Source organism: Micromonospora sp. NPDC000442, from assembly GCF_042898635.1.
Classification (GTDB): domain Bacteria; phylum Actinomycetota; class Actinomycetes; order Mycobacteriales; family Micromonosporaceae; genus Micromonospora.
Genome location: NZ_JBIAYZ010000010.1, coordinates 252,979 through 275,032 on the forward strand (window position 1 = coordinate 252,979; position 22,054 = coordinate 275,032).

A 22,054-nucleotide genomic window follows, 5' to 3' on the forward strand; every position below is an offset into this window, starting at 1 on the left:
CGCTCAGCCCACGGCAGACCGGCGGCCGGCACGTGATCGACCCGGGATGCGGTGTGTTGGGCTTTCCCGCCGGTCGGAGGCCCCACTTTGCCGCATGTCGAGCGGCCGGGCGTCGGCCGAGGCGGGTGTGGCGCGTCGAGCGGTGTCGCAGGGCCGTGATGGGATGGCGGGATGCAGGCGTACCGGTTGGTGCGTCGGCCCGCCGGGCCGACCGAGGGGAGCGGCCCGTCCACCGGGCCGCCCTCGGACGCCGCGCATCCGCACCCAGCGCCGGACCGCGCCGCGCCGGACCGCGCCGCGCCGGACCGGGCTACGCCGGACCGGGCCGGGCAGGACCGAATCGTGTCGGGTCACGCCGCGCCGGATCACGCCGCGCCGGGCCAGGAACGGCCTGATCATGCCGCGCCCTCCCAGGGACGGCCGGGTCATGCCGCGCCGGGCCGGGTCACGTCCGATCACGCCGCGCCCTCCCAGGGACGGCCGGGTCGTGCCGCGCCGGGCCAGGTCGACCCGGGGGGTGCCGCGCCAGGCTCGGCCGCTGCACAGGTCGATCCGCGCCAGGCAGAGATCGTCGCGCACACCGCCGGTCCGATGCTCGTCGTGGGCGGGCCGGGCACCGGGAAGACCCGGACCCTCGTCGAGGCGGTCACCGCCCGGGTAACCGAGGGAGTCGACCCGGAGCGGATTCTGGTGCTCACCTTCAGCCGGCGTGGGGCCGCCGATCTGCGGCACCGGATCGAGGCGCGGATCGCCGCGAGCGGTCAGCGGGTGCTGCGCGAGCCGCTGGTGCGCACCTTTCCCGGGTACGCCTTCGGCCTGCTGCGGCGGGCCGCCGCCGAACGCGGCGAACCGTCACCCCGGCTGCTCACCGGCCCGGAACAGGATCTGATCATCCGTGAGCTGCTGGACGTGGTCGGTGCGGAGCCCGACGCGGAGCCCGATGACGACCCGGTCGGTTGGCCGGAGGACCTGCGGCCGGCGCTGCGTACCCGGGCATTCGCCGCCCAGCTGCGCGACCTGCTGATGCGTGCCGCCGAGCGGGGCGTGGGCCCGGTCGAGCTGGCCCGGCTCGGTGAGCGACTCGGCCGCGCCGACTGGCCGGCCGCCGCCCGGTTCCTGCGCCAGTACGTCGCCGTGCTGGCCCTGCGCGACGTGGCCAACCGTGGCTCGGTCGCCTACGACCCGGCGGAGCTGGTCCGGGCCGCCACCGGAATGCTGCGCGACGATCCGGAGCTGCTGGCCGCCGAGCGGCGTCGGCTGGCGCACGTCTACGTCGACGAGCTGGCCGACACCGACCCCGCGCAACTGGAGCTGCTGGACACGGTGGCCGGCGGTGGCCTTCCCCTGGTCGCCTTCGCCGATCCGGACTCCTCCACGTACGCCTTCCGGGGGGCCGACCCGGGCGGCGTGACGACCTTCCCGCACCGGTTCCGCACCGCCTCCGGCGCACCGGCCGCCCAGGTGCTGCTGACCACCAGCTACCGGGCGGGCGAGCGGCTGCTGTTCGCCACCACCCGGCTGGCCCGACGACTTCGCGGGCCGGCCGCACACCGGCGGCTGCGACCGCTGCCGGGCACCCCGTCGGGGACCGTGGAGGTACGCACGTTCTCCTCGACCACCAGTGAGGCGGCGTGGCTGGCGCACGCGTTGCGGGAGGCGCACCTGCTCGACGGCGTGCCGTGGGCGCGGATGGCGGTGCTGGTCCGCTCCACCGCCCGGCAGCTGCCCGGGCTGCGGCGGGCGCTGCACGCGGCCGGCGTGCCGACCGTGGTGCACGGCGAGGATCTTCCGCTGCACCTGCAACCGGCGGTCGCGCCGCTGCTGCTCCTGCTGCGCTGCGCGTTGGAGCCGGAGCGGCTCGACGAGGAGGCCGCGGTCGCGCTGCTGCATTCGTCGCTCGGCGGTGCCGACCCGTTGGCGGAACGACGACTGCGGCAGGGTCTGCGTGCCCTCGCCCTGGCCCGGGGCGACCGTCGACCCTCCGGAGAGCTGATCATTGAGGCGCTTCGCGACCCGGCCGAGCTGGCCGGAGTCGAGCGGCGTTGGGCCGAGCCGGCACAGACGGTGGCCGGGCTGCTGGCCGTCGCCCGGGAGGCGGCCGACCGGCCGGCCGCCACCGCCGAGGAGGTGCTCTGGGCCGTCTGGCGGGCCAGCGGGCTGGCCGAGCTGTGGTCGGCCGCGCTTACCCGGGGCCCGACCGTGGCCGGCGAGGGTGATCTCGCGCGGCGTCGCCGGGCCGAGGCGGCCGACCGTGACCTGGACGCCATGCTGGTTCTCTTCGACGCCGCCGCCCGGTTCACCGACCGTCTGCCGGGCGCGCGTACCGAGGTCTTCCTCGACCACGTGCTCGGTCAGGAACTGCCGGCCGACACGCTGGCACCGACCGCCGACCGGGGCGACGCCGTGCGGCTGCTCACCGCGCACGCGGCCAAAGGACTCGAGTGGGATCTGGTCGCGGTGGCCGGGGTGCAGGAGGGCGTCTGGCCGGATCTGCGGCTGCGCGGCAGCCTGCTCGGCTCGGAGCGACTGGTCGACATGTTGGCCGGCCGAGGGGACGGCGCGGCCGCGGTGGCGACCGTGGTCGGGCAGACCTCGGCGCTGCTCGACGAGGAGCGACGGCTGTTCCACGTCGCGGTGACCCGCGCTCGGCGGCGGCTGCTGGTCAGCGCGGTCGCCTCCGCGTCCGTGGGCGGCGACGACCACGAGGAGCAGCCCAGCCGATTCCTCTACGAGCTGGGCCCCACCGACGATCCGGGGGACGCCGCCGACGGATCCGTCGGTCCGCCACCGCCGTCCCGGCCACCGGACGAGCCACTCTCCACAGGTGCATCGGCGGATCGGAACCCGGGCGAGGATGGCCCGGCGGGCACCACCGGGACCGAGCATCCCGGGTCGGGTCGGCTGCCGTTGAGCCGGCCACCCCGGGCGCTCACGCTGCCTGCGTTGGTGGCGGAGCTGCGTACCGCGGTCGCCGATCCGGCGGCGCCGCTCGTCCGGCGGCGCGCGGCGGCGGCCGAGCTGGCGCGGCTGGCTGCCGCCGGGGTGTCCGGCGCACACCCCGACGACTGGTGGGGGCTGCGTCCCCTGTCCGACGACCGGCCGCTGGTCGACGACGGTGAGCCGGTCCGGGTGACCCCGTCGGGGATGGAGAGCGCGCTGCGGTGCAGCCTGCGCTGGCTGCTGGAACGGCACGGTGGCAGCGCGCCGGCCAGCACCGCGCAGGGCGTCGGCAACCTGGTGCACGCGGCGGCGATGCTCGCCGAGGACGCCCGCGCCGACCGGGAGACGCTGCTGGAGTACGTGGCCGCCCGCTTCGACGCGATCGAGCTGGCGGCGCGCTGGATGGTCGGCCCGGAGCAGGCCCGGGCCGAGGCGATGGTGGACAAGCTGCTGCGGTGGCTGGCCGCCAACCCGCGCCGGCTGCTCGCCATCGAACAGGAGTTCGCGGTACGCCTCGACGACCCGCACCGGCCGGTCGAGCTGACCGGCCGGGTCGACCGGTTGGAGATCGACGCGGACGGTCGGTTGGTGGTGGTCGACCTGAAGACCGGCAAGTCCACCGCGGTCACCGAGGGCGAGGTGGCCGAGCATCCCCAGTTGGGTGCGTACCAGGCGGCGGTGGAGGCCGGAGCGTTCGCCGAGTTCGGCGACGAACCCGGCGGAGCGGCACTGGTGCAGCTCGGCACCGGCGCGAAGGATGCCCGCGAGCAGGCCCAGCCGCCGGCCACCGACGGTCCGGAGGCCGGCTGGGCGACCGCGCTGGTGCGCCGTACCGCCGACACGATGGCCGCCGCGACCTTCGCGGCGGTCGCCAACTCGAAGTGTCGGGTCTGCCCGGTGCGCAGCAGTTGCCCGGTGTCCGGCCAGGGCCGGCAGGTGGTCGAGCCGTGAGCCAGCCCACCCTGTTCGAGCCGATCCCACCGGCGCCCCGCGCGGCCGACGCTGGCCCCCGGTACACGCCGGTGGAACTGGCGAAGCTGCTCCGCCTGCCGGCGCCCACCCGGGAACAGGCGGCGATCATCGCCGCGCCGGTGGAGCCGCTGCTGGTGGTCGCCGGTGCGGGCTCGGGCAAGACCGAGACGATGGCCGCCCGGGTGGTGTGGTTGGTGGCCAACTCGTACGTCCGGCCGGAACAGGTGCTCGGCCTCACCTTCACCCGCAAGGCCGCCGGTGAGCTGGCGCACCGGGTACGCGTCCGGCTCGACCAGTTGGTCCGCCGGTTGGGCCGCCGCGCGCGCAACCCGCTCGACGACCCCCTCGCCGGTGAGCCGACGGTGGCCACCTACCACTCGTACGCCGGGCGGATCGTCACCGAGCACGGCCTGCGCGCCGGCTACGAGCCCTCCACCCGGCTGCTGACCGAGGCGTCCCGCTGGCAGTTGGTCGACCTGATCGTGCGCAACTACGACGGGGACATGTCCGAGGTGGACCGGATGCCGAGCACCGTCACCGACGCGGTACTGGCGCTCGCCGGCGAGCTGGACGAGCACCTGGTCGAACCGGACGAGCTGGCCGCCTGGACCGGTCGGTTCTTCGCCGACGTGCAGTCGCGTCCGGGGCGGGTCTACGCCGGGGTACGCAAGGCCCTCGCCCTCCAGCAGACCCGGCTGAAGCTGCTCCCGCTGGTGCGCGGGTACGCCCGCCGGAAGGACGATTTCGAGGCGATGGACTTCGCCGACCAGCTCGCCCGGGCGGCCCGGGTCGCCCGGGACCATCCCGGCGTCGGTGAGATCGAGCGCAGCCGCTATCAGGTGGTGCTGCTCGACGAGTACCAGGACACCAGCCACGCCCAGGTGGTGCTGCTCAAAGCACTGTTCGGTGGCGGTCACCCGGTGACCGCCGTGGGGGATCCCTGCCAGTCCATCTACGGCTGGCGGGGAGCCAGCGCCGGCACCCTGGACCGCTTCCCGACCGAGTTCGCCCGCGCCGACGGCAGCCCGGCCCGGGCGCTCGGGCTGACCACCAGCTGGCGCAACCGACCGGAGATCCTGGCGGTGGCGAACGCGCTGGCCACCCCGCTGCGCGCGGCCGGGGCCCGGGTACCCGAGCTGCACGCCGCGCTCGGCGTCGACGAGCCGATCCCACATCGCAGCCCGGGTGGCGCCGCCGCCGGCACGGTGCACTGCGCGCTGCTGCCGACGTACGCCGACGAGGCCGACTGGATCGCCGACAGCCTGCTGGCCGCCTGGCGGGGCGCGGCCGGCACACCGGACGTGTTGCCCGAGCACATCCCCGTGACGCGACGCCCGACCACGGCGGTACTGGTCCGGCTGCGCAGCCAGATCCCGGCGATCGCCGCCGCGTTGCGTGAGCGCGGCCTGCCGGTCGAGGTGGTCGGGCTCGGCGGCCTGCTGGACACCCCTGAGGTACGCGACGTGGTCTGCACCCTGCGGGTGCTGGCCGACCCGACCGACGGGGCCGCGTTGCTGCGTCTGCTGACCGGTGCCCGGTGGCGGATCGGGCCGCGGGATCTGGTGGCGCTGCACCGTCGGGCCAGGGCCATCGCGGCGGCCCGCCGCCGACTCGCCGACGACGGCGCTCCGGAGATCACGCCCGACGGCCTTGACGAGGCGACCCTGGTGGAGGCGCTTGCCGACCTGGGGCCCGCGCAGGCGTACTCGGCCGAGGGCTACGCGCGGCTGCGCGCGTACGCCCGGGAACTGGGCCTGCTCCGTTACCGGCTGGACCAGTCCCTGCCGGAACTGATCGCGGACGTGGAACGGACCACCGGGCTGGACGTGGAGGTGGCGGTGCGGGCCGGCCGCGACGGTGCCGGTGACGCCGGCCTGGCCCGGGGGCACCTGGACGCGTTGGGTGACGTGGCCGCCCGGTTCAGCGGGGAGTCTCCGGCCGCCACGCTCGCCGGGTTCCTGGCCTATCTCGCCGCCGCCGAGGACGAGGAGCGTGGTCTCGCGCCGGGCGAGGTCGAGGTGGTCGAGGGGGCGGTGCAGATCCTCACCGCGCACGCCGCCAAAGGGCTGGAGTGGGACGTGGTGGCGGTGGCCGGGCTGAGTCGTGGCGTGTGGCCGGGGCCGGTCCGCAATTCGGACCACTGGCTCGGTGGCCTGGGCGTACTGCCGTTCCCGCTGCGCGGGGACGTCGACGGGCTGCCCGAGTTGGCCCTGGCCGAGGCGGACGACCAGCGCGGGGTGGCTCGGGCGGTGGAGGACTTCACCGATGCCTGGCGGGCCCACGACGAGCGGGAGGAACGACGGCTGGCGTACGTGGCGGTGACCCGGCCCCGGCGGCTGCTGCTCTGCTCGGGTCACTGGTGGGGTGAGGGCACCAAGCGGCCGCGCGGCCCGTCGGCGCTGCTCCGCGAGGTACACGACGCCTGCCTGGACGGCGGCGCCGGTCACCTGGTCGACGAGTGGGCTCCGGAACCGGCGCCGGACGCGGTGAACCCGACCACCGAGGTGGTGCTGCGGGCCGAGTGGCCGGCCGATCCGCTCGGCCCCCGCCGTCCGGTGTTGGCCGAGGCGGCGGCGCTGGTCCGCCGTTTCCTGACCGACGGCGGCGACGACGGCGGCGACGACGGCGGGGACCGGCCGGACGACACGGTCGGGGAGGATCCGGAGGTGACCCGGTGGCGACGGGAGGCTGAGCTGCTGCTGGCCGAGCGGGCGGAGTTGAGCCGGCTCTCCGGCCCGATCGAGGTGTCACTGCCCGAGCATCTGTCGGTTACGCAACTTGTCGCGTTGCGCCGGGATCCGGCCGGGCTGGCCCGGGCACTGCGCCGCCCGATGCCGGCCGAGCCCAACCCGTACGCCCGCCGCGGCACCGCGTTCCATGCCTGGCTGGAGCAGCGGTTCGGCGCGGACCGGCTGCTCGACACCGACGAGCTACCGGGGGCGGCGGACGCCGACGCAGCGCCGGACGAGGAGTTGGCCGAACTCCAGCGGCGCTTCCTGGCGAGCGAGTGGGCGGACCGCACCCCGATCGAGGTGGAGGTGCCGTTCGCCACGGTGATCGGCGGAGTGGTGGTACGCGGCCGGATGGACGCCGTGTTCCGTCGTCCCGGCGACCGTTTCGACGTGGTCGACTGGAAGACCGGCACGCGGCCGGACGGCGCCGCCGCCGAGGTGGCGGCGGTGCAACTGGCGGTCTACCGGCTGGCCTGGGCGGAACTGGCCGGTGTGCCGGTCGACCGGGTCGGTGCGGCGTTCCACTACGTGCGGGACGGGGTGACCGTCCGGCCGGCGGACCTGCTCGACGTCGACGGGCTGACCGCGTTGATCAGCTCGGTACCCGAGTCGACGAGAAGCACTGGCGTGGTGCCGGATCCATGGTAGGGTTCCCTCGTTGCAGTTTCGGTTACCAGCTCTGTTTGCGCCTGGCGGAATGTGGCCCCAGGCGCTCTTTGTTATGTCCGGACTCCTCCGGGCGGGGCGACCAGCAGCGACAGGCGTTCCGGGCAGGTTCGCTCGGGACATTCCTCTTTCAACTCCGCAACAGGTGCGGGGTTGACGTTCCGTCAAGGAGACGAAACAAGCATGGCTATTGGCACCGTCAAGTGGTTCAACGCTGACAAGGGCTTCGGCTTCATCACCCCGGACGGCGGCGGCGCGGACGTCTTCGCCCACTTCTCGGCAATCCAGTCCTCCGGCTACCGCAGCCTCGACGAGAACCAGCGGGTGGAGTTCGAGGTCGTGCAGGGCCAGAAGGGCCCGCAGGCGGAGAACATCCGTCCGCTCTGACCTTCGGTCACCCGGTGTCGGCCGGGTCGCCGCCGTGCACTTGCGCACCGGTGGCGGCCCGGCCGTCCGTGTTTCCTTGGCGGGCGTGGGGCCGGCGTCCCGGTCGGTCCTGGTCCGCGCGTTCCGGTCTCCGCCGAGCAGCGCCGCAACCCTGAGTCGGCAATCAGCCTGCCGACCGTCGGGTGGGCGACTGTCTTCCTGGCCCGGCTCGGGAACCCTGGCTGCGGGGGAGGAGCCGGGGGGGCTCCTGATCGGGCACGGGGAAGGAAGACCATGGTGGGCTCGGCGGCGCGTGAGCTGCTCCTGGTGATCGCGGTGGCGGCAGTCGGGCTGCTGCTGGCCACGGCCGTGACGTTCGCACCCTGGCCGGTCACGCCGGGCGGGTCCGCCCCGTCCGGCCTGGTGGAGCTGCACCGACCGGCACCGACCGACCGCGCCGACAGCGTGTCCGGCTGAGGGGCGCACCGTTCCGGTCGGGTCGGCGCGCCGACCCGACCGCGGTGCGCTTCATCGCACGGCGGCACCGGCGGGCGCGTCGAGACGTTAGGGTCGGATCCGTGCCGACCCGCAGAGCGAGAATCCCAGCGACGAGGTATCCGGTCGAACGGTTCACCCTCGACAACGGCCTACGGGTCGTCCTGACTCCCGATCGCAGCGCCCCGGTCATCGGTGTGGCGGTCGTCTACGACGTCGGCATCCGTTCCGAGCCGGAGGGGCGCACCGGTTTCGCCCACCTCTTCGAGCACCTGATGTTCCAGGGCTCGGAGAATCTGGAGAAGCTCGCCCACTTCCGGCATGTGCAGGGGGCCGGTGGCACCTTCAACGGCTCTACCCATCTGGACTACACCGACTACTTCGAGACCCTGCCGAGCAACGCCCTGGAGCGGGCGCTGTTCCTGGAGGCCGACCGGATGCGCGGCCCTCGGCTCACCGAGGAGAACCTGCGCAACCAGGTCGATGTGGTCAAGGAGGAGATCCGGGTCAACGTGCTCAACCGGCCCTACGGTGGGTTCCCCTGGTTGACCCTGCCGCCGGTGCTGTTCGACACCTTCCCCAACGCCCATGACGGGTACGGCTCCTTCGACGATCTGGAGTCGGCCACCGTCGCTGACGCCGCGGACTTCTTCCGGCGCTACTACGCCAGCGGCAATGCGGTGCTCGCGGTCAGCGGGGACATCGACACCGCCGAGGCGGTCACGCTGATCGAGCGGCACTTCGGTGACGTACCGGCCCGCCCGGCACCCGACCGGCCGGACTTCGCCGAGCCGGACCTGACCGTCGAGCGGCGCACCTCGTACACCGACAAGTTGGCTCCGCTGCCGGCGGTGGCGTCGGCGTGGCGGGTGCCCGACCCGATCGACGACTTCGCCGCCTACCTGCCGTACGTGGTGCTGGCCGAGGTGCTCACCGACGGTGACGCGTCGCGGTTGGTGGAGCGGTTGGTGCGCCGGGACCGCGCGGTGACGAGCGTCGGTGGCTACCTGGGTTTCATGGGTGACCCGTTCGACGTACGCGACCCGACCGCGCTGCTGCTCCAGGCGCACCTGCCGCCCGGCGGCGACGTGGACAAGGTGCTGCGGACCCTGGACGAGGAACTGGACCGGCTCGCCCAGGACGGGCTCGGCGACGGTGAACTGGCCCGTACCCAGGCGCGGATGGCCACCCACCTGCTGCGCGACACCGATGCGGTGCTCGGCCGGGCGCTGGGGATGGCGGTGCTGGAGCAGCAACGTGGCGAGCCGGGGTTGCTCGGCGAGTTGCCCAGCCTGATCGGTGAGGTCACCGACGAGCAGGTCCGGGTTGCCGCGGCCACGTTGCGCCCGGAGCGCCGCGCCTCCATCGAGGTCCTCCCCGGAGGTGGGTCCCGGTGAGTGCGAGGAGTGAGCCGGTTTTGCGAGCCCCGCAGTCGCGAACGAAAGGTGGCTCGGTGAGTGCGAGGAGTGAGCCGGTTTTGCGAGCCCCGCAGTCGCGAACGAAAGGTGGGTCCCGGTGACCGAGACCGCACCGCGACGACCGTTGCCGCCGCTGGGCCCGACCCGCCGGCTCAAGCTGCCCCGACAGGCCGAGCGCACGCTCGGCAACGGGCTCACCGTCATCGTGGTACGCCGGCCGGCGGTCCCGTTGGTGGAACTGCGACTCTGGATGCCCTTCGGACGGGCCCACCTGGCCCGGGGTCACCTGCTCACGCAGACCCTGCTCTCCGGCACCGAGACGATGAGCAGCGTGCAGATCGCCGCGGAGTTGCAGAAGATCGGCGGTGGGCTCTCCGCCGGGCTCGACCCGGACCGGCTGATGATCTCCGGCACCGGCCTGGCCACCGGGCTGGACCGGATGCTGGAGATCCTCGCCGACGTCCTCACCGGGGCCAACTACCCGGCCGGGTGGGTGGGCGTCGAGCGGGACCGGCTCGTCGACGGCATCCAGGTCGCCCGGAGCCAGCCGGCGCACCTGGCCCGTACGGCCCTGCTTCGGCGGATCTTCGACGGGCACCCGTACGCCGTGCAGACACCGGAGCCGGAGCAGGTCCGCGCGGTCCGTCCGGCGGCGTTGCGGTCGCTGCACGCCCAGCGGGTGCATCCGGCGGGTGCGGTGCTCGTGCTGGTCGGCGATCTGCGCCCGGAGCGGGCGTTGGACGCGGCCGAGAAGGCCCTCGGTGGCTGGAACGGTGTCGGGCACGCGGCCGACGTACCGCCTGCCCCACCGCTGGAACCCGGTCCGCTGCTGCTTGTCGACCGACCCGGGTCGGTGCAGTCGTCGATGCGGGTGGCGTTGCCGGCGGTGCCGCGTACCCACCCCGACCACGCCGCCCTGCAGCTCGCCAACTTGATCTTCGGCGGTTACTTCTCCTCGCGATGGGTGGAGAACATCCGGGAGGACAAGGGCTACACGTACGGTCCGCACTCGTTGATCGAGCACACGGTGGCCGGCTCGGTGCTTGTGGCCGCCGCCGAGGTGGCCACCGAGGTGACGGCACCGGCGCTGTTGGAGACGAGTTACGAGCTGGGCCGACTCGCCACCGTGGCGCCCGCTCCGGACGAGTTGGAACAGGCCCGGCAGTACGCTCTCGGCACGCTCCAGCTCGGCATCTCCACTCAGGCCGGGTTGGCTTCGCTGGTCAGCGCGTACGCCGGCAACGGCCTGCGGCTGGACTTCCTGGCCGAACACGCGGCCCGGCTGGCGAAGGTGGGCGTCGACGACGTCACCGAGGTGGCGGCTCGTTATCTCGCTCCGTCACGAGCTGTCACGGTCGTGCTCGGCGACGCCGAGCGGGTCGCCGAGTCACTGGCCACGCTGGCCCAGGTCGAGACCGTTCCTGTCCCGTGACGAGTGTGCGTCGTCGTGGTCGCGTGGCGGTGCCGCATGTCGGCCGGCCTCGCAGCGGAGCGCCGCACGTCGGCCGCCGTCGCGGCGGAGCTCCGTGGTGAGCGGGTGCGGGAACAGCAGCCCGCCGTTGGCCCGCTCCACGCTCGATCGCGCGGCGCACCGGCGGACCGATCCGCAGTGGCTGGCTCAGGCGTGGGCCGGGGCGCGGGTGTTGGTGCTCGACGTCGAGGCGGGTGGGTGGGCCCTGGTACGCACCGACACCGCCGTACCGGAGCTGGTGTTGGTGGCTGCCGACGACCTGCCGCCGGCCCTCGCCGTCGGCGCGATGTTCCTCGGTGTCGAGCCGGACGGGGCACCGGTCTTCTGTGTGCACGGCACCCTGCCGGCGGTGCCGGAGACCCGGCCGGCCCAGCTGCGGAACGTCGGGCATCTGCTCAGCGACCGGGACGCCGGGCTGTTCACCACCGCGCTGGCGTTGACCAACTGGCACCTGAGGCATCTCTACCACCCGGTGACCGGTGAGCCGACCCGGGCGGACGAGGCCGGCTGGACCCGGGTGGATCCCACCGGCGAGCGGGTGTGGCCGCGTACCGACCCGGCGATGATCGTGCTCGTGCATGACGGGGTCGGCGGCGGCGAGGGCCGGTGCCTGCTCGGCAACAACGCCACCTGGCCCAGTACGAAGGACGGACGACGGTTTTCCTGCCTGGCCGGCTACCTGGAGCCGGGTGAGTCGGCCGAGGCGGCGGTGCTGCGCGAGGTCCGCGAGGAGGTCGGCGTCGAGGTCTCCGACATCGCGTACGCGGGCAGCCAGGCGTGGCCGTTCCCCGGCTCGCTGATGCTCGGCTTCCTGGCCACCGCCGACCCGGGGCGCCCGCTGCGGCTCGATCCGGCCGAGATCGCCGAGGCGCGCTGGTTTTCCCGGCAGGAGATCGAGGCGGCGCTCGCCGGCCGGCCGGTCGAAGTGGGCGACGCCCGCCTGCTGCTGCCACCGCCCTCGTCGATCGCGCTGTTTCTGGTGCACCGCTGGCTCGACGGGCACTGCTGAGGGGATGTCCGCGGTGCGGCCCCGGTCCGTGACCGTCGTTGCCGCGGCGGTCACGGACCGGGGACACGGGCCGTCGTGGTCGGCTGGGTGAGGAACTCGGCGGGGGAGCCGGTCGACCACGACGGACGAGTGGTGGTTCAGGTGCCGGGCCAGCCGGGGGCGGCTCGTTGGTGGTGTGCCTCGTCCAGCGGCAGCACCTTGACCCGCTGCTTACCGGAGCGTACGACGCCCACGGTGGCGATTGCGCGGGCCAGCAGCAGCGCGGCGTCGCGGTCGTCGGCGTGGACGACCTGGCGTCGTGGCTCGGGCCGGGCGGTCTCGTCCCGTAGCCGCTGACCTCCGGCCCAGGCGGCGGTGATGTCGGCGTCGGCGGCGGCACGAATCTCGGTGCGAACGATCAGGAACCGCATGTGGGTCTCCGGATGTGTCGCGACGGGTGGAACCGTGGAAGTTCCACGTCACTGTTTCGTCATCGTACGCCCGACGCTCGTCTCAGCAAGTGAAACGCGCCCATCGGTCCGCAGACCCGACCGATCATCCGATCCCTGCTCAGCGTCGGTGTGGGCAGACGACGACGGGGCCGCCGGCTGCTCAGCCGGCGGCCCCGTCGGGGCGTCCGCGCTAGTGCTTGTCGAACTGACCGTTCCTGGCGCCGGAGATGAAGCCCTGCCATCCCGCCCGGCCGAACAGCAGCACCGGGCCACTCCGGTCCTTGCTGTCGCGCAGCGCCACCGCGGCGGGACTGTTGGACAGCGGTGCGACCTCCACGCAGTTGGAGGTCTGGCTGCGCGTACTGGTGCGCCAGGGCGCGCCCGCGAGCTGGGCGAGGACGGATGGCGTGTTGCGGAACTCGTTCATCGTTGCGCTCCTGAGGTGAACCGATGGAACGAGTGGCACCGCACGTCCCGACGGCGGGCCGGTGCTGGTCACCGTTCCGTCAGGCGCCCGGAGGAACTGCGGCGTTGGGCCGGCGCCGTTGCCGGACCACTGGCCACAGTAGGCGGGTTCGCCGCGACGGACAGCCGTCCCGACGACTCCATCAGCCAGGAGAGGGTGTCCGTTGCGGAGAGTGCCGCCGTGCATAGCCACTCGAACACCACTTTATAGCGATTTAGGGTGATTACCTCGGTCGACATGACGTCGGTGAAGCCACCTTCGATGGCGAGCGTCTCCGGATCGAGGGGATCGGCGAACCGATAGACCGAGAACGCGGTCGGCGGTAGGTACCACTGGCCGATCGGGGTGTCCCGGGGAAGGACGTGCAGCGTGACGTTCGGCAGCATGGCCAGCTCGCAGAGCTGCGTCAACTGCTCATGGAGGACCTCGGGCGGCCCGGCCCGGCGGCCGAGCGCGGACTCCTCCAGCACCGCGGTGTAGCGGGGTGGGTCGGTCTCCCGGGTGAGTGCCGACTGCCGCGCCAACCGGGCCCTGATCTCCGTCTCGATCTCGTCCTCGGCCTCCGGGGCGCCGGCGGCCTGGTCGACCTGCCAGGCCGAGGAGATCCGCATCCGCGCGTACCCGGTGGTCTGCAACAACCCCGGCACCAGCACCGGGTTGTACTCGGAGATCTCGGCACAACCCGCCTCCAGCTCGGCGAAGCCGCGCTGCTGTTGCGTCATCGCCGGATACCTCTTGAGCCAACCACGCATGTCGCCGGCTTCGTGGGTGATGCCGAGCAGCTCCAGCCGGAGGACGTCGTCGACGTGGTACAGGTCGAGCAGATCCCGGACATCGCCCGGATCGGGTCGGCTGCGACCGTTCTCCAGGCGGGACAGTTTGGACGCGGACGCCCAGCCGACGCGTTCGATGACCTGGTCGCCGGTGAGCCCGGCGGCCTCGCGCAAGCGGCGCAGTTCGCCGCCGAGCCGGCGGCGGCGCAGGATCGGGCTGGGTACGGCAGGAGGCACAGTGTCCTCTTTTCCGTCGACCGCCGCGGACGCGACGGTAACTGTATGAAATTCGCCCCCCACGGTCAGTATGGACGTCGCGACCGGCGCCGGAGGTACCGGCGGAGGGCGTGTCATCAGAAATACGCAGACCCGACAGCGGCTCCGGTCGGCGCGATTCACGTCGCCGGCTCCGCCGAACCCGTCCGCCGTCCCGAGTCGCGCCACCGGAGGATCAATGCGCACCGTCCTGAGTCGCCCGGACTTCCGCCTGCTCTTCGGTGGGCTGTTGGCAAGCATGACCGCCGAGTCGATCCTGCTGCTGGCGCTCGCTGTCTGGGTGAAGGACCTCACCGGATCGGACGGCCTCGCCGGTGCCACGATCTTCGTCATCCTCGCGCCACGCACGTTGGCGCCGCTGGTCGGGTGGTTCGTCGACCGGTATCCGCGGCGTCCCTTCTTCGTGGTCACCAACCTCGCGACGGCGCTGCTGCTCACCCCCCTCTTCGCGGTCCGCGACGCGGGCGACATGTGGCTCATCTACGCGGTGGCCGCGCTGTACGGGTTGTCGAACCTGACCGTCGGGGCGGTGCTCAGTCGCCTGGTGCGGGAAATGGTGCCGCCGGACCTGCTCGGTGAGGCGAACGGGGCGTTGCAGACGGCACGGCAGGGGCTGCGGTTGATCGGCCCGCTCGCCGGTGCCGGCCTGTACGTGGCGCTGGGCGGCTGGCTGCTGGCCCTGGTCGGAATGGTCGGATTCCTGGTCGCCGCCGTGGTGGTCGGCGTGCCGCGGGTGGTTGCCGCGCCGGACACCACGCCCGCGCCGCACACGTCGCCCGCGCCGCACACGTCGTCAATGGCATCGGCCGGCGGCTCCGATCACCGACCGCGCTGGCCGCAGGAACTGGTCGCCGGACTCCGCCACCTCGCGGGCGAGCCGGCGTTGCGGCGGGCGCTGCTCGGATACGGCCTCGGCTCGCTGGTGATGGGCTTCACCGAGTCGTTGATCTTCGCGTACGTGGACCGGGGGCTCGGGCGGGAACCGGCGTTCGTCGGCGTGCTCTTCACCGTGCAGGGCATCGGTGGCCTGGTGGGTGGGCTGCTCTCCGCCGCCGTACTGCGGCGGATCGGTGAGTTGGGTGCCCTGGCCGTCGGCGTGGCGCTGTTCGGACCTGCCGCGCTGATGTTGGCGTACCCGAATCTGTGGCTCGGCCTCGCCGCGGTGCTGATGGCGGGTCTGTCGCTGCCGCTGACCCTGGTCGGGCTGCACACCCTGATCCAACGGCGGACTCCGCCGGAACTGCTCGGCCGGGTGGCCGCCGCCGCCGAGGCGGCGGTCAGGTTCCCGCAGGCGTTCTCGATCGGCATGGGCGCGCTGGTCGTCGCCCTGCTCGACTACCGGCTGGTCTTCGCGTCGGTCGGCCTGGCGACCCTGCTCGCCGGCAACTACCTCTGGCGCGGGCGCCACCTGAGCCCACCGCCCGGGCCACCGCCACGACCTCCGGTCCCCGCCCAACGCCGGGCACCCGAGGCCCGGGCGACCGAGGTAGGTGCCCTCGCCCGAACCCCCGACCCTCTCCGGCGCAGTTGATCATGAAGTTGTTGTCCCGGTAAGCGATTACCCGGGGCAACAACTTCATGATCGACGCAGGAAACGGCGGGAGGATCGGGAGAAGGCGGGTTGGTGCGGGTCAGGCGGCGATGCTCGCCAGGTGCTGCTTGACCTGGTTGATCGACGGGTTGGTAAGCGCGCTGCCGTCGGCGAAGCGCAGCGTGGGCACCGTCTGGTTACCGCCGTTGACCTGCATCACGAACGTCGCGGCCGCCGGATCCTGCTCGATGTCGACCACCTGGTAGGCGATCCCCTCCCGGTCGAGCTGCGACTTCAGCCGGTGGCAGTAGCCGCACCAGGGAGTGGAATACATCGTCAGCATGGTCAGATCCTCCAACGTCACGCCCGGCGGCTTGCCGATCAAGCACAGGCTATCCGCTGCAACGTCCGGGGAAGCTGCGACAATTCCCCGCTGTGGTGGTTAACTCCGCGTCCGAACGCGTGCTCGCCGGGCTCGATCCGGAGCAACGCGCGGCGGTGACCGCCCCGGCCGGCCCGGTCTGCGTGCTCGCCGGCGCCGGTACCGGCAAGACCCGGGCCGTCACGTCCCGGATCGCCTACCGGGCACTGACCGGTGAGATATCGGCCCGTCATGTGCTCGCGGTCACCTTCACCGCCCGGGCCGCCGCGGAGCTGCGTCAGCGGCTCGCCGTGACCGGCGTGGCCGGCGTGCAGGCACGTACCTTCCACGCGGCGGCGCTGCGCCAGATGCGCTACTTCGCACCTCGGCTGCTCGACGGCCGGGCCATGCCCGAGCTGCTGGACAGCAAGGTCCGGTTGGTCACTCTCGCCGCGGCGCGAGCCGGCCTACGGGCCGACCGGACGGCTGCCCGCGACCTCGCCGGTGAGATCGAGTGGGCCAAGTCCTCCCTCGTCGAGCCGGGTGAGTACGTGGTGGCCGCCGCCAAGGCGCTGCGGGAGACCTCGCACGAGCCGGCGAAGGTGGCGGAGGTGTTCGCCGCGTACGAGAGGCTCAAGCGGACCGGCGGGGTGATCGACTTCGAGGACGTGCTGCGTGCCGCGGTCTGGGGGATCGAGGAGCATCCGGACGTCGGCGAGCAGGTCCGCAACCAGTACCGGCATTTCGTCGTCGACGAGTACCAGGACGTCAACCCGTTGCAGCAGCGGCTGCTGGACGCCTGGCTCGGCGGACGGGACGACCTGACCGTGGTCGGCGACGCGTCCCAGACCATCTACTCGTTCACCGGGGCCACCTCGGCGTACCTGGTCGACTTCCCGCGTCGGCACCGGGCGGCCACCGTGGTCCGGCTGGTCCGCGACTACCGGTCGACGCCGCAGGTGGTCGGCCTCGCCAACGCGGTCATCTCGCAGGCGCGGGGCACCGAGGCGCGGTTGCGCCTCGAACTGGTCGGGCAGCGCCCGGCCGGCCCGGAGCCGGAACGGCGGATCTTCACCGACGAGCCGGCCGAGGCCGCCGCGGTCGCCGCCCGCTGCCGGGCATTGATCGACGCCGGCACCCCGGCCCGCGAGGTCGCCGTGCTGTTCCGCACCAACGCGCAGTCCGAGGCGTACGAGAAGGCGCTCGCCGAGGCCGGCGTGCCGTACCAGGTCCAGGGGGCGGAGCGGTTCTTCGAACGTCCCGAGGTGCGCCAGGCGATGGTCGCACTGCGCGCGGCGACCCGGTCGCTGCCGGGTGAGACCCCGTTGCGGGCGGCGGTGGTCGAGGCACTGGCCGGCGTCGGATGGGCACCCGATGCTCCACCGCCCGGGGGCGCCGCCCGTGAGCGGTGGGAGGCGCTGGCCGCGCTGGTTCAACTCGCCGAGGAGTACGCGGCCACGCCGGAGATCCTGCCGCTCGGAGTGGCCGCCACCGTGGAGCGTCCGGTCACCCTTACCGATTTCACCGAGGAACTGGCCCGGCGGGCGGCCCAGCAGCACGTGCCGACCGTGGACGGGGTGACGCTGGCCTCCCTGCACTCCGCCAAGGGGCTGGAATGGGACGCCGTCTTCCTGGTCGGCCTGGCCGAGGGCACCCTGCCCACCACGTACGCGCGCACCACCGAGCAGGTCGAGGAGGAACGCCGACTGCTCTACGTCGGTATCACCCGGGCCCGGCAGTGGCTCTGGCTGTCGTACGCCTCGGCGCGCTCGCCGGGCGGCCGGCCCCGGCGACCGAGTCGATTCCTGCCGCAACTGGCGCCCGCCGTCGCGACGGAGCGGGCCGACGGGGGACGACCGGGGCGGGCTCCGCAACGGCGGGCCGCCACCCGGATCGTGTCCTGCCGGATCTGCGGCACGACCCTCCTCGCCGGACCGGACCGCAAGCTGGGCCGGTGTGCCACCTGTCCCTCCGACATCGACGACGAGTTGCACGAACGGCTGCGCGAGTGGCGGTCCCGGGTGGCCGGGGCGCAGAAGGTGCCCGCGTACGTGGTGTTCACCGACGCGACGCTTGTGGCACTGGCGGAGCGGCGACCGGGCCGGGCCGAGGAACTGGTCGCGATCGCCGGGATCGGACCGCGCAAGCTGGGCCTGTACGGGGAGGCGGTGCTGGCGTTGGTGGGGGGCGCGACCGTCGACGAAATCTGCCCGCAGAAAACTTTCTGAATCTGACCGTTAATTCGTTTGCCCTCGCCCTACCAGCCGGCATAGCCTCAGGGCACACCTCGAAGGGGGCCCTGTTCGGGCTGCTCACGGGGTCTGTTTCCGGGTCGACCACGAGTGAACGTCAAAGGAGGTGGCACCGATGGAGAGCTACATCTACCAGCGTCCGACGGCGCTGCCCGTTGCCGTCGCTCCGCTGTCGGCTGCCCTGATGACTGCCGCTCCGCTGGCGGAAGTCCGGGCCACCACCGTCGCCGCGCGACCGTGGGCTCCGCAGGTGCACCGGGCCGAGATTCAGGCCGAGCTGATCCTCGCACCGGTCACGAACGGGCTCCAGGGGAGCAGTGGCTTCACGGGCAAGGGTGTCGATGGCGTCAACAAGCGGATGGACGTCCGCGGTGTTCCACCTCGAGGTAGACCGGTCTGACACCAGACCACCGGCTCACCTCGAGGCCGCGGAACCCGCATACCGGGATCCGCGGCCTCAGTTTTTTGCACCGCCGAAGTACGTCTGAACAGCGATCCACGAGATCGCAGTGAGAGAGAGGTGACCGGGCGATGAGTCTGGCGTTGGCCCCGCTCGACGTGAGCGTCGAGGTGGAGGCGAACCTGCCCTGCCGGAAGTTCGACCCCGACCTGTGGTTCTCCGACTCGCCCACCGAGCTGGAACTGGCCAAGTCGCTCTGCGGGGACTGCCCGCTGCGCGTCGAGTGCCTGGCCGGTGCGGTCGAGCGGGCCGAGCCGTGGGGCGTCTGGGGTGGCGAGATCTTCGAGCGTGGCGCGGTCGTTCCGCGCAAGCGGCCCCGTGGCCGCCCGCGCAAGGAGGACCTCGCCCGTGACGCCGAGTTGCGGGTCGAGGCCGAGGCGCGGCTGGCGGCCAATGGTCTCGCCGCGTCGCGCAGCGCTGTCCGGCTGGCTGCCTGACATGTTCCCGATTCAGACCGACCCCGCCGGTGTCGCACCGGCCGAGAGAAAGCTGACCACCATGCTGCACCTTCCGAACGGAGCCGAGATGTACCTACTCCACGAAGCGTTGTCGAGGGCTCGAATGCTCCGGCCTCAGGCCGGTCGCACCACCACGAGCACTGAGGCAACCCGATCCGCCCGTACCATCGCCATGACCGGCCGCGCCCGGTCAGCCCGCGAACTGGGCGTTCTGTAGGACGAACACGCAGCCGGCGGGCGGGGACCGAGGGTCCCCGCCCGCCGCGTCATCGCCGCACCACTCAGCCGACCGGAGCGAATCCCGGCAGCCAACGTTCCAGGATGCCCCGGTAGGGGGCCTTGGCCTCCAGTTGGCACAGCACCCCGATCGACCCGAGCGTCACCCGGTGGATGAGCAGGTAGGACGGCGGCAGGTTGAGCTGTCGGCTGAACTGGTACGCCGGGGAGCGAGGGCTGGCCAGCCGGGTGGCTTCGGCGCGCAGCCAGGCCCGGGTGAACCGGAACTCGTCGACAGCGATCGGCTCCAGCATCGGACGCAGGAACTCCAGCAGTGCGTGCGCGTCGATCGGCTCGGCGCCACTGACGAAGCCCTCGGCCCGCAGCCCGGCCTCGACCTCGTCGGCGTCGCCGCGCAGGGCCAGCCCGGCGATGCGGCCGATCGGTTCCGGCGTACCCTCCGGCATCCGGGCCACCGCCCCAAAGTCGATCACGCCGAGCCGGCCGTCGGGCAGCAGTCGGAAGTTTCCGGGATGCGGGTCGGCGTGCAGCAGCCCGGCCCGAGCCGGCGCGGAGAGATGGAGGGTGGCCATCAACCGGCCAGCCTCGTCGCGCTGCTCCTCGCTGCCGGACCGGATGATGTCGGCCAACGGGGTGCCCGTTATCCACTCGGTGACCAGGACCCGGGGGGAGGCGTGGAAGACCTCCGGTACGTAGATCTCCGGGTCGTCGGCGTACCCGGCGGCGAAGGCCCGCTGCGACTCCGCCTCCAACTCGTAGTCCAGTTCCTCGGTGATCCTCTCCCGCAGTTCGGCCAGGAGGGGCTTGATGTCCAGCCCGGGCTGGATGGCCCGGAACATACCCCCCAGCCGGGAGAGCTGCTTGAGGTCGGCGAGCAGGGCATCGCCGGCACCGGGATACTGGATCTTCACGGCGACATTACGGCCGGAACCGTCCGGTAGCCGCCACACGGCCCGGTGCACCTGCCCGATGCTCGCCGCGGCGGCCGGGGAATCGTCGAAGTCCACGAACCGGTCCCGCCAGGCCGGGCCCAACTGCTCGGCCAGCACCTTGTGCACGCTGGCGGCGGGCAGCGGGGGCGCGGCCTCCTGGAGTTTCGTCAGCGCCTGCCGGTAGGGCGCGGCGATCTCCTCCGGTAGGGCGGCCTCGAACACCGACAGCGCCTGACCGAACTTCATCGCCCCGCCCTTGAGCTGGCCGAGGACGCTGAACAACTGCTCGGCCGTGCGTTGCTGGATCTCGGCGGAGATCACGTCGGAGGCGAGCCCGGTGACGCGCTTTCCCATGCCGAGGACGGTCCGGCCGGCGAAGCCGAGCGGCAGAGCGGCGAGCTTGGCGGTCCGGGACACGGCCCGGCGCGGGATGTCGGTCACGTGGTCATTGTTACCGACTCGACCGGCCTGCTGCTGCCGTGCAGCCGCACCCGCGCTGCCGGTGCACTGTTCAGCTGCCGCATCGGCAGCGCGGGTGCGGCGGCCAGTAGCGCCGCCGGAGGCTGCCGGGGGCCACCACCTCGGCCGACCCGCCGAGGGTCTCGGGGGTGCCGCCGTCGAGTTGGCTCAGTGCCTCGCCGACGGCGTATCCGGTCGCGGTCAGCAGGAGACTCACGGCGCAGGCCGGGGTGGGCGGGGTGCTGGCGAGTTGGGCCGCTAGCGTCGGCCAGCCGGGGTCCCGGTCGGCCCGGTGCAGGTCAAGACAGCGCAGGCAGGGGCCGACCGGCGGGCGGACCAGCGGGCCGACCGCCGGAATTCCCTCCCGGATGTCCACCAGCAGGTGCGGTTGTCGCCGTTGGGCGTGACCGACGGCCAGCAGCGCGGCCGGCCGATCGCAGCCGAGTTGCACGACCAGATCGGGACGGGGCCGGCGCAGCGGGCCGGTACCGGTGCCGGGGGCGGCCCGCTGCACCGCCGCCCGGGCCGCGGCGTCGAGCGGACTGCCGATCTCGGTGGCGGTGATACCGGTGCCGACGAGATCGAGCGGACGAACCGCCCCGGACAGGTCGGGGTGGACATGACCGACGCCCGCCTGGGCCAGGGCGACCGCGATGGCGGGGCCGAGTGGACCGCTGCCGGTGACCGTCACCCGGGCGGCCAGGCGGCGCCGGAGCACCTGGGCGGGGGTGCCCGGCAACCGGGCGGTGGCCAGCGCCAGCGCGCTGGCCTCGGCGGCGAGCCGGGTCCGGCTCGGTCCGGTGAGATCCCGGGGTACGAGGGTGTGGGCCGGCACCACCAGACCGGCGGTGCGCAGGGCGTCGAGCAGGGCGCGGGCGTGTTCCGGGCGGACTTCCGTCCCGGCCAGCACCTGCCGTTCGCTGCGGGTGCCGTCGAGCAGGTCGAGCAGCCGGGCGGCCCGGGGATCGGCCACCTCGACCAGCACCGCCCGCTCCCGACCGAGGCCGAGCTGAAGGGTGTGCCGGTCGCGCCAGAGACGGGTGAGTCCCGGTAGCAGGCGGGGACGGGGGGACGGCGGGCGTTCGGTGGTTCGCGTCATGAGCACGAACAGTGACCGCATCCGCGCTTTCCGTCGATCGTTGTCCACAGGTGGCCAGCCCCGGATCCAGGGCTGTCCACAGGATTCGGCGAGTTATCCACAACTCGCGAGTACTACTGTCGGTGGTCCGACAGTCACCATGCATGCGAGCGGGGGGGGGGGGCCGGGCCCCCCCCCCCCCCCCCCCCCCCCACCAAAACAAAAAAAAAAAAACCCCAAGCGGGGTAGGAGTTTGGGACAAAAAAAACCA

17 protein-coding genes are annotated in these 22,054 nt (G+C 72.8%); 11 read left to right on the forward strand and 6 right to left on the reverse strand.

What is annotated here, in order from left to right; all coding sequences use genetic code 11:
• Nucleotides 1-171: 171 nt before the first annotated feature.
• From ACFY2A_RS18725 to nudC, 7 genes are all read left to right on the forward strand, one after another.
• Nucleotides 172-3,891: a PD-(D/E)XK nuclease family protein gene (locus ACFY2A_RS18725; protein WP_387173050.1), complete on the forward strand. Its 3,720-nt coding sequence runs from the start codon at nt 172-174 to the stop codon at nt 3,889-3,891.
• The gene (locus tag ACFY2A_RS18730; protein WP_387173052.1) at nt 3,888-7,292 is read left to right on the forward strand and encodes an ATP-dependent helicase; all 3,405 of its coding nucleotides are present in this window, start codon (nt 3,888-3,890) and stop codon (nt 7,290-7,292) included. Before ACFY2A_RS18725 ends, ACFY2A_RS18730 begins: the two co-directional genes overlap by 4 nt.
• Nucleotides 7,293-7,493: 201 nt before the next feature.
• Nucleotides 7,494-7,697 (forward strand): cold-shock protein, encoded by a 204-nt coding sequence (locus tag ACFY2A_RS18735; RefSeq protein ID WP_013735772.1) that lies wholly within the window; start codon nt 7,494-7,496, stop codon nt 7,695-7,697.
• A gap of 273 nt (nt 7,698-7,970) precedes the next feature.
• Entirely contained in the window at nt 7,971-8,153 is a 183-nt protein-coding gene (locus ACFY2A_RS18740) for a hypothetical protein (protein ID WP_387173054.1), read from the forward strand.
• A gap of 101 nt (nt 8,154-8,254) precedes the next feature.
• Nucleotides 8,255-9,568 carry a pitrilysin family protein gene (locus tag ACFY2A_RS18745; RefSeq protein WP_363922717.1) on the forward strand — a complete coding sequence of 438 codons (1,314 nt, stop codon included), beginning with the start codon at nt 8,255-8,257 and terminating at the stop codon, nt 9,566-9,568.
• A 118-nt stretch (nt 9,569-9,686) separates the two neighbouring features.
• Nucleotides 9,687-11,021, forward strand: coding sequence for a M16 family metallopeptidase (locus ACFY2A_RS18750; RefSeq protein ID WP_387173058.1), 1,335 nt, complete (start codon nt 9,687-9,689; stop codon nt 11,019-11,021).
• Between the two features lie 94 nt (nt 11,022-11,115).
• A complete protein-coding gene (gene nudC, locus ACFY2A_RS18755; RefSeq protein WP_387173060.1) occupies nt 11,116-12,069 on the forward strand; it encodes an NAD(+) diphosphatase in 954 nt (317 codons plus the stop codon).
• Nucleotides 12,070-12,206: 137 nt separating this feature from the next.
• Here the strand turns inward: nudC and ACFY2A_RS18760 are convergent, their stop codons facing one another.
• From ACFY2A_RS18760 to ACFY2A_RS18770, 3 genes are all read right to left on the reverse strand, one after another.
• Nucleotides 12,207-12,479, reverse strand: coding sequence for a hypothetical protein (locus ACFY2A_RS18760; protein ID WP_363922723.1), 273 nt, complete (start codon nt 12,477-12,479; stop codon nt 12,207-12,209).
• 211 nt (nt 12,480-12,690) lie between these two features.
• A complete protein-coding gene (locus tag ACFY2A_RS18765) occupies nt 12,691-12,927 on the reverse strand; it encodes a DUF397 domain-containing protein (protein ID WP_363922725.1) in 237 nt (78 codons plus the stop codon).
• 68 nt (nt 12,928-12,995) lie between these two features.
• Nucleotides 12,996-13,976 carry a helix-turn-helix transcriptional regulator gene (locus ACFY2A_RS18770; protein WP_363922727.1) on the reverse strand — a complete coding sequence of 327 codons (981 nt, stop codon included), beginning with the start codon at nt 13,974-13,976 and terminating at the stop codon, nt 12,996-12,998.
• 217 nt (nt 13,977-14,193) lie between these two features.
• Here ACFY2A_RS18770 and ACFY2A_RS18775 point away from each other — a divergent pair, with 217 nt between their 5' ends.
• The gene (locus ACFY2A_RS18775) at nt 14,194-15,546 is read left to right on the forward strand and encodes an MFS transporter (RefSeq protein WP_387173063.1); all 1,353 of its coding nucleotides are present in this window, start codon (nt 14,194-14,196) and stop codon (nt 15,544-15,546) included.
• A 100-nt stretch (nt 15,547-15,646) separates the two neighbouring features.
• Here ACFY2A_RS18775 and ACFY2A_RS18780 read toward each other — a convergent pair whose 3' ends face one another.
• Nucleotides 15,647-15,889: a mycoredoxin gene (locus ACFY2A_RS18780; RefSeq protein WP_164447927.1), complete on the reverse strand. Its 243-nt coding sequence runs from the start codon at nt 15,887-15,889 to the stop codon at nt 15,647-15,649.
• 92 nt (nt 15,890-15,981) lie between these two features.
• Between ACFY2A_RS18780 and ACFY2A_RS18785 the strand changes: the two genes are divergently transcribed.
• The 3 genes from ACFY2A_RS18785 (at nt 15,982) to ACFY2A_RS18795 (ending at nt 19,056) form a co-directional block, all read left to right on the forward strand.
• Nucleotides 15,982-18,135, forward strand: coding sequence for an ATP-dependent DNA helicase UvrD2 (locus ACFY2A_RS18785; RefSeq protein ID WP_387173065.1), 2,154 nt, complete (start codon nt 15,982-15,984; stop codon nt 18,133-18,135).
• A gap of 139 nt (nt 18,136-18,274) precedes the next feature.
• The gene (locus ACFY2A_RS18790) at nt 18,275-18,559 is read left to right on the forward strand and encodes a hypothetical protein (RefSeq protein WP_363922733.1); all 285 of its coding nucleotides are present in this window, start codon (nt 18,275-18,277) and stop codon (nt 18,557-18,559) included.
• Nucleotides 18,560-18,690: 131 nt separating this feature from the next.
• Nucleotides 18,691-19,056, forward strand: a complete 366-nt coding sequence (locus tag ACFY2A_RS18795; protein ID WP_099849908.1) for a WhiB family transcriptional regulator — start codon at nt 18,691-18,693, stop codon at nt 19,054-19,056.
• A gap of 302 nt (nt 19,057-19,358) precedes the next feature.
• On the opposite strand, the gene ACFY2A_RS18800 is transcribed toward ACFY2A_RS18795, so the two are convergent.
• Both ACFY2A_RS18800 and ACFY2A_RS18805 read right to left on the reverse strand, forming a co-directional pair.
• Nucleotides 19,359-20,687 carry an ABC1 kinase family protein gene (locus tag ACFY2A_RS18800; RefSeq protein ID WP_387173068.1) on the reverse strand — a complete coding sequence of 443 codons (1,329 nt, stop codon included), beginning with the start codon at nt 20,685-20,687 and terminating at the stop codon, nt 19,359-19,361.
• A 70-nt stretch (nt 20,688-20,757) separates the two neighbouring features.
• Entirely contained in the window at nt 20,758-21,804 is a 1,047-nt protein-coding gene (locus tag ACFY2A_RS18805) for a hypothetical protein (RefSeq protein ID WP_363922737.1), read from the reverse strand.
• Nucleotides 21,805-22,054 lie beyond the last annotated feature (250 nt).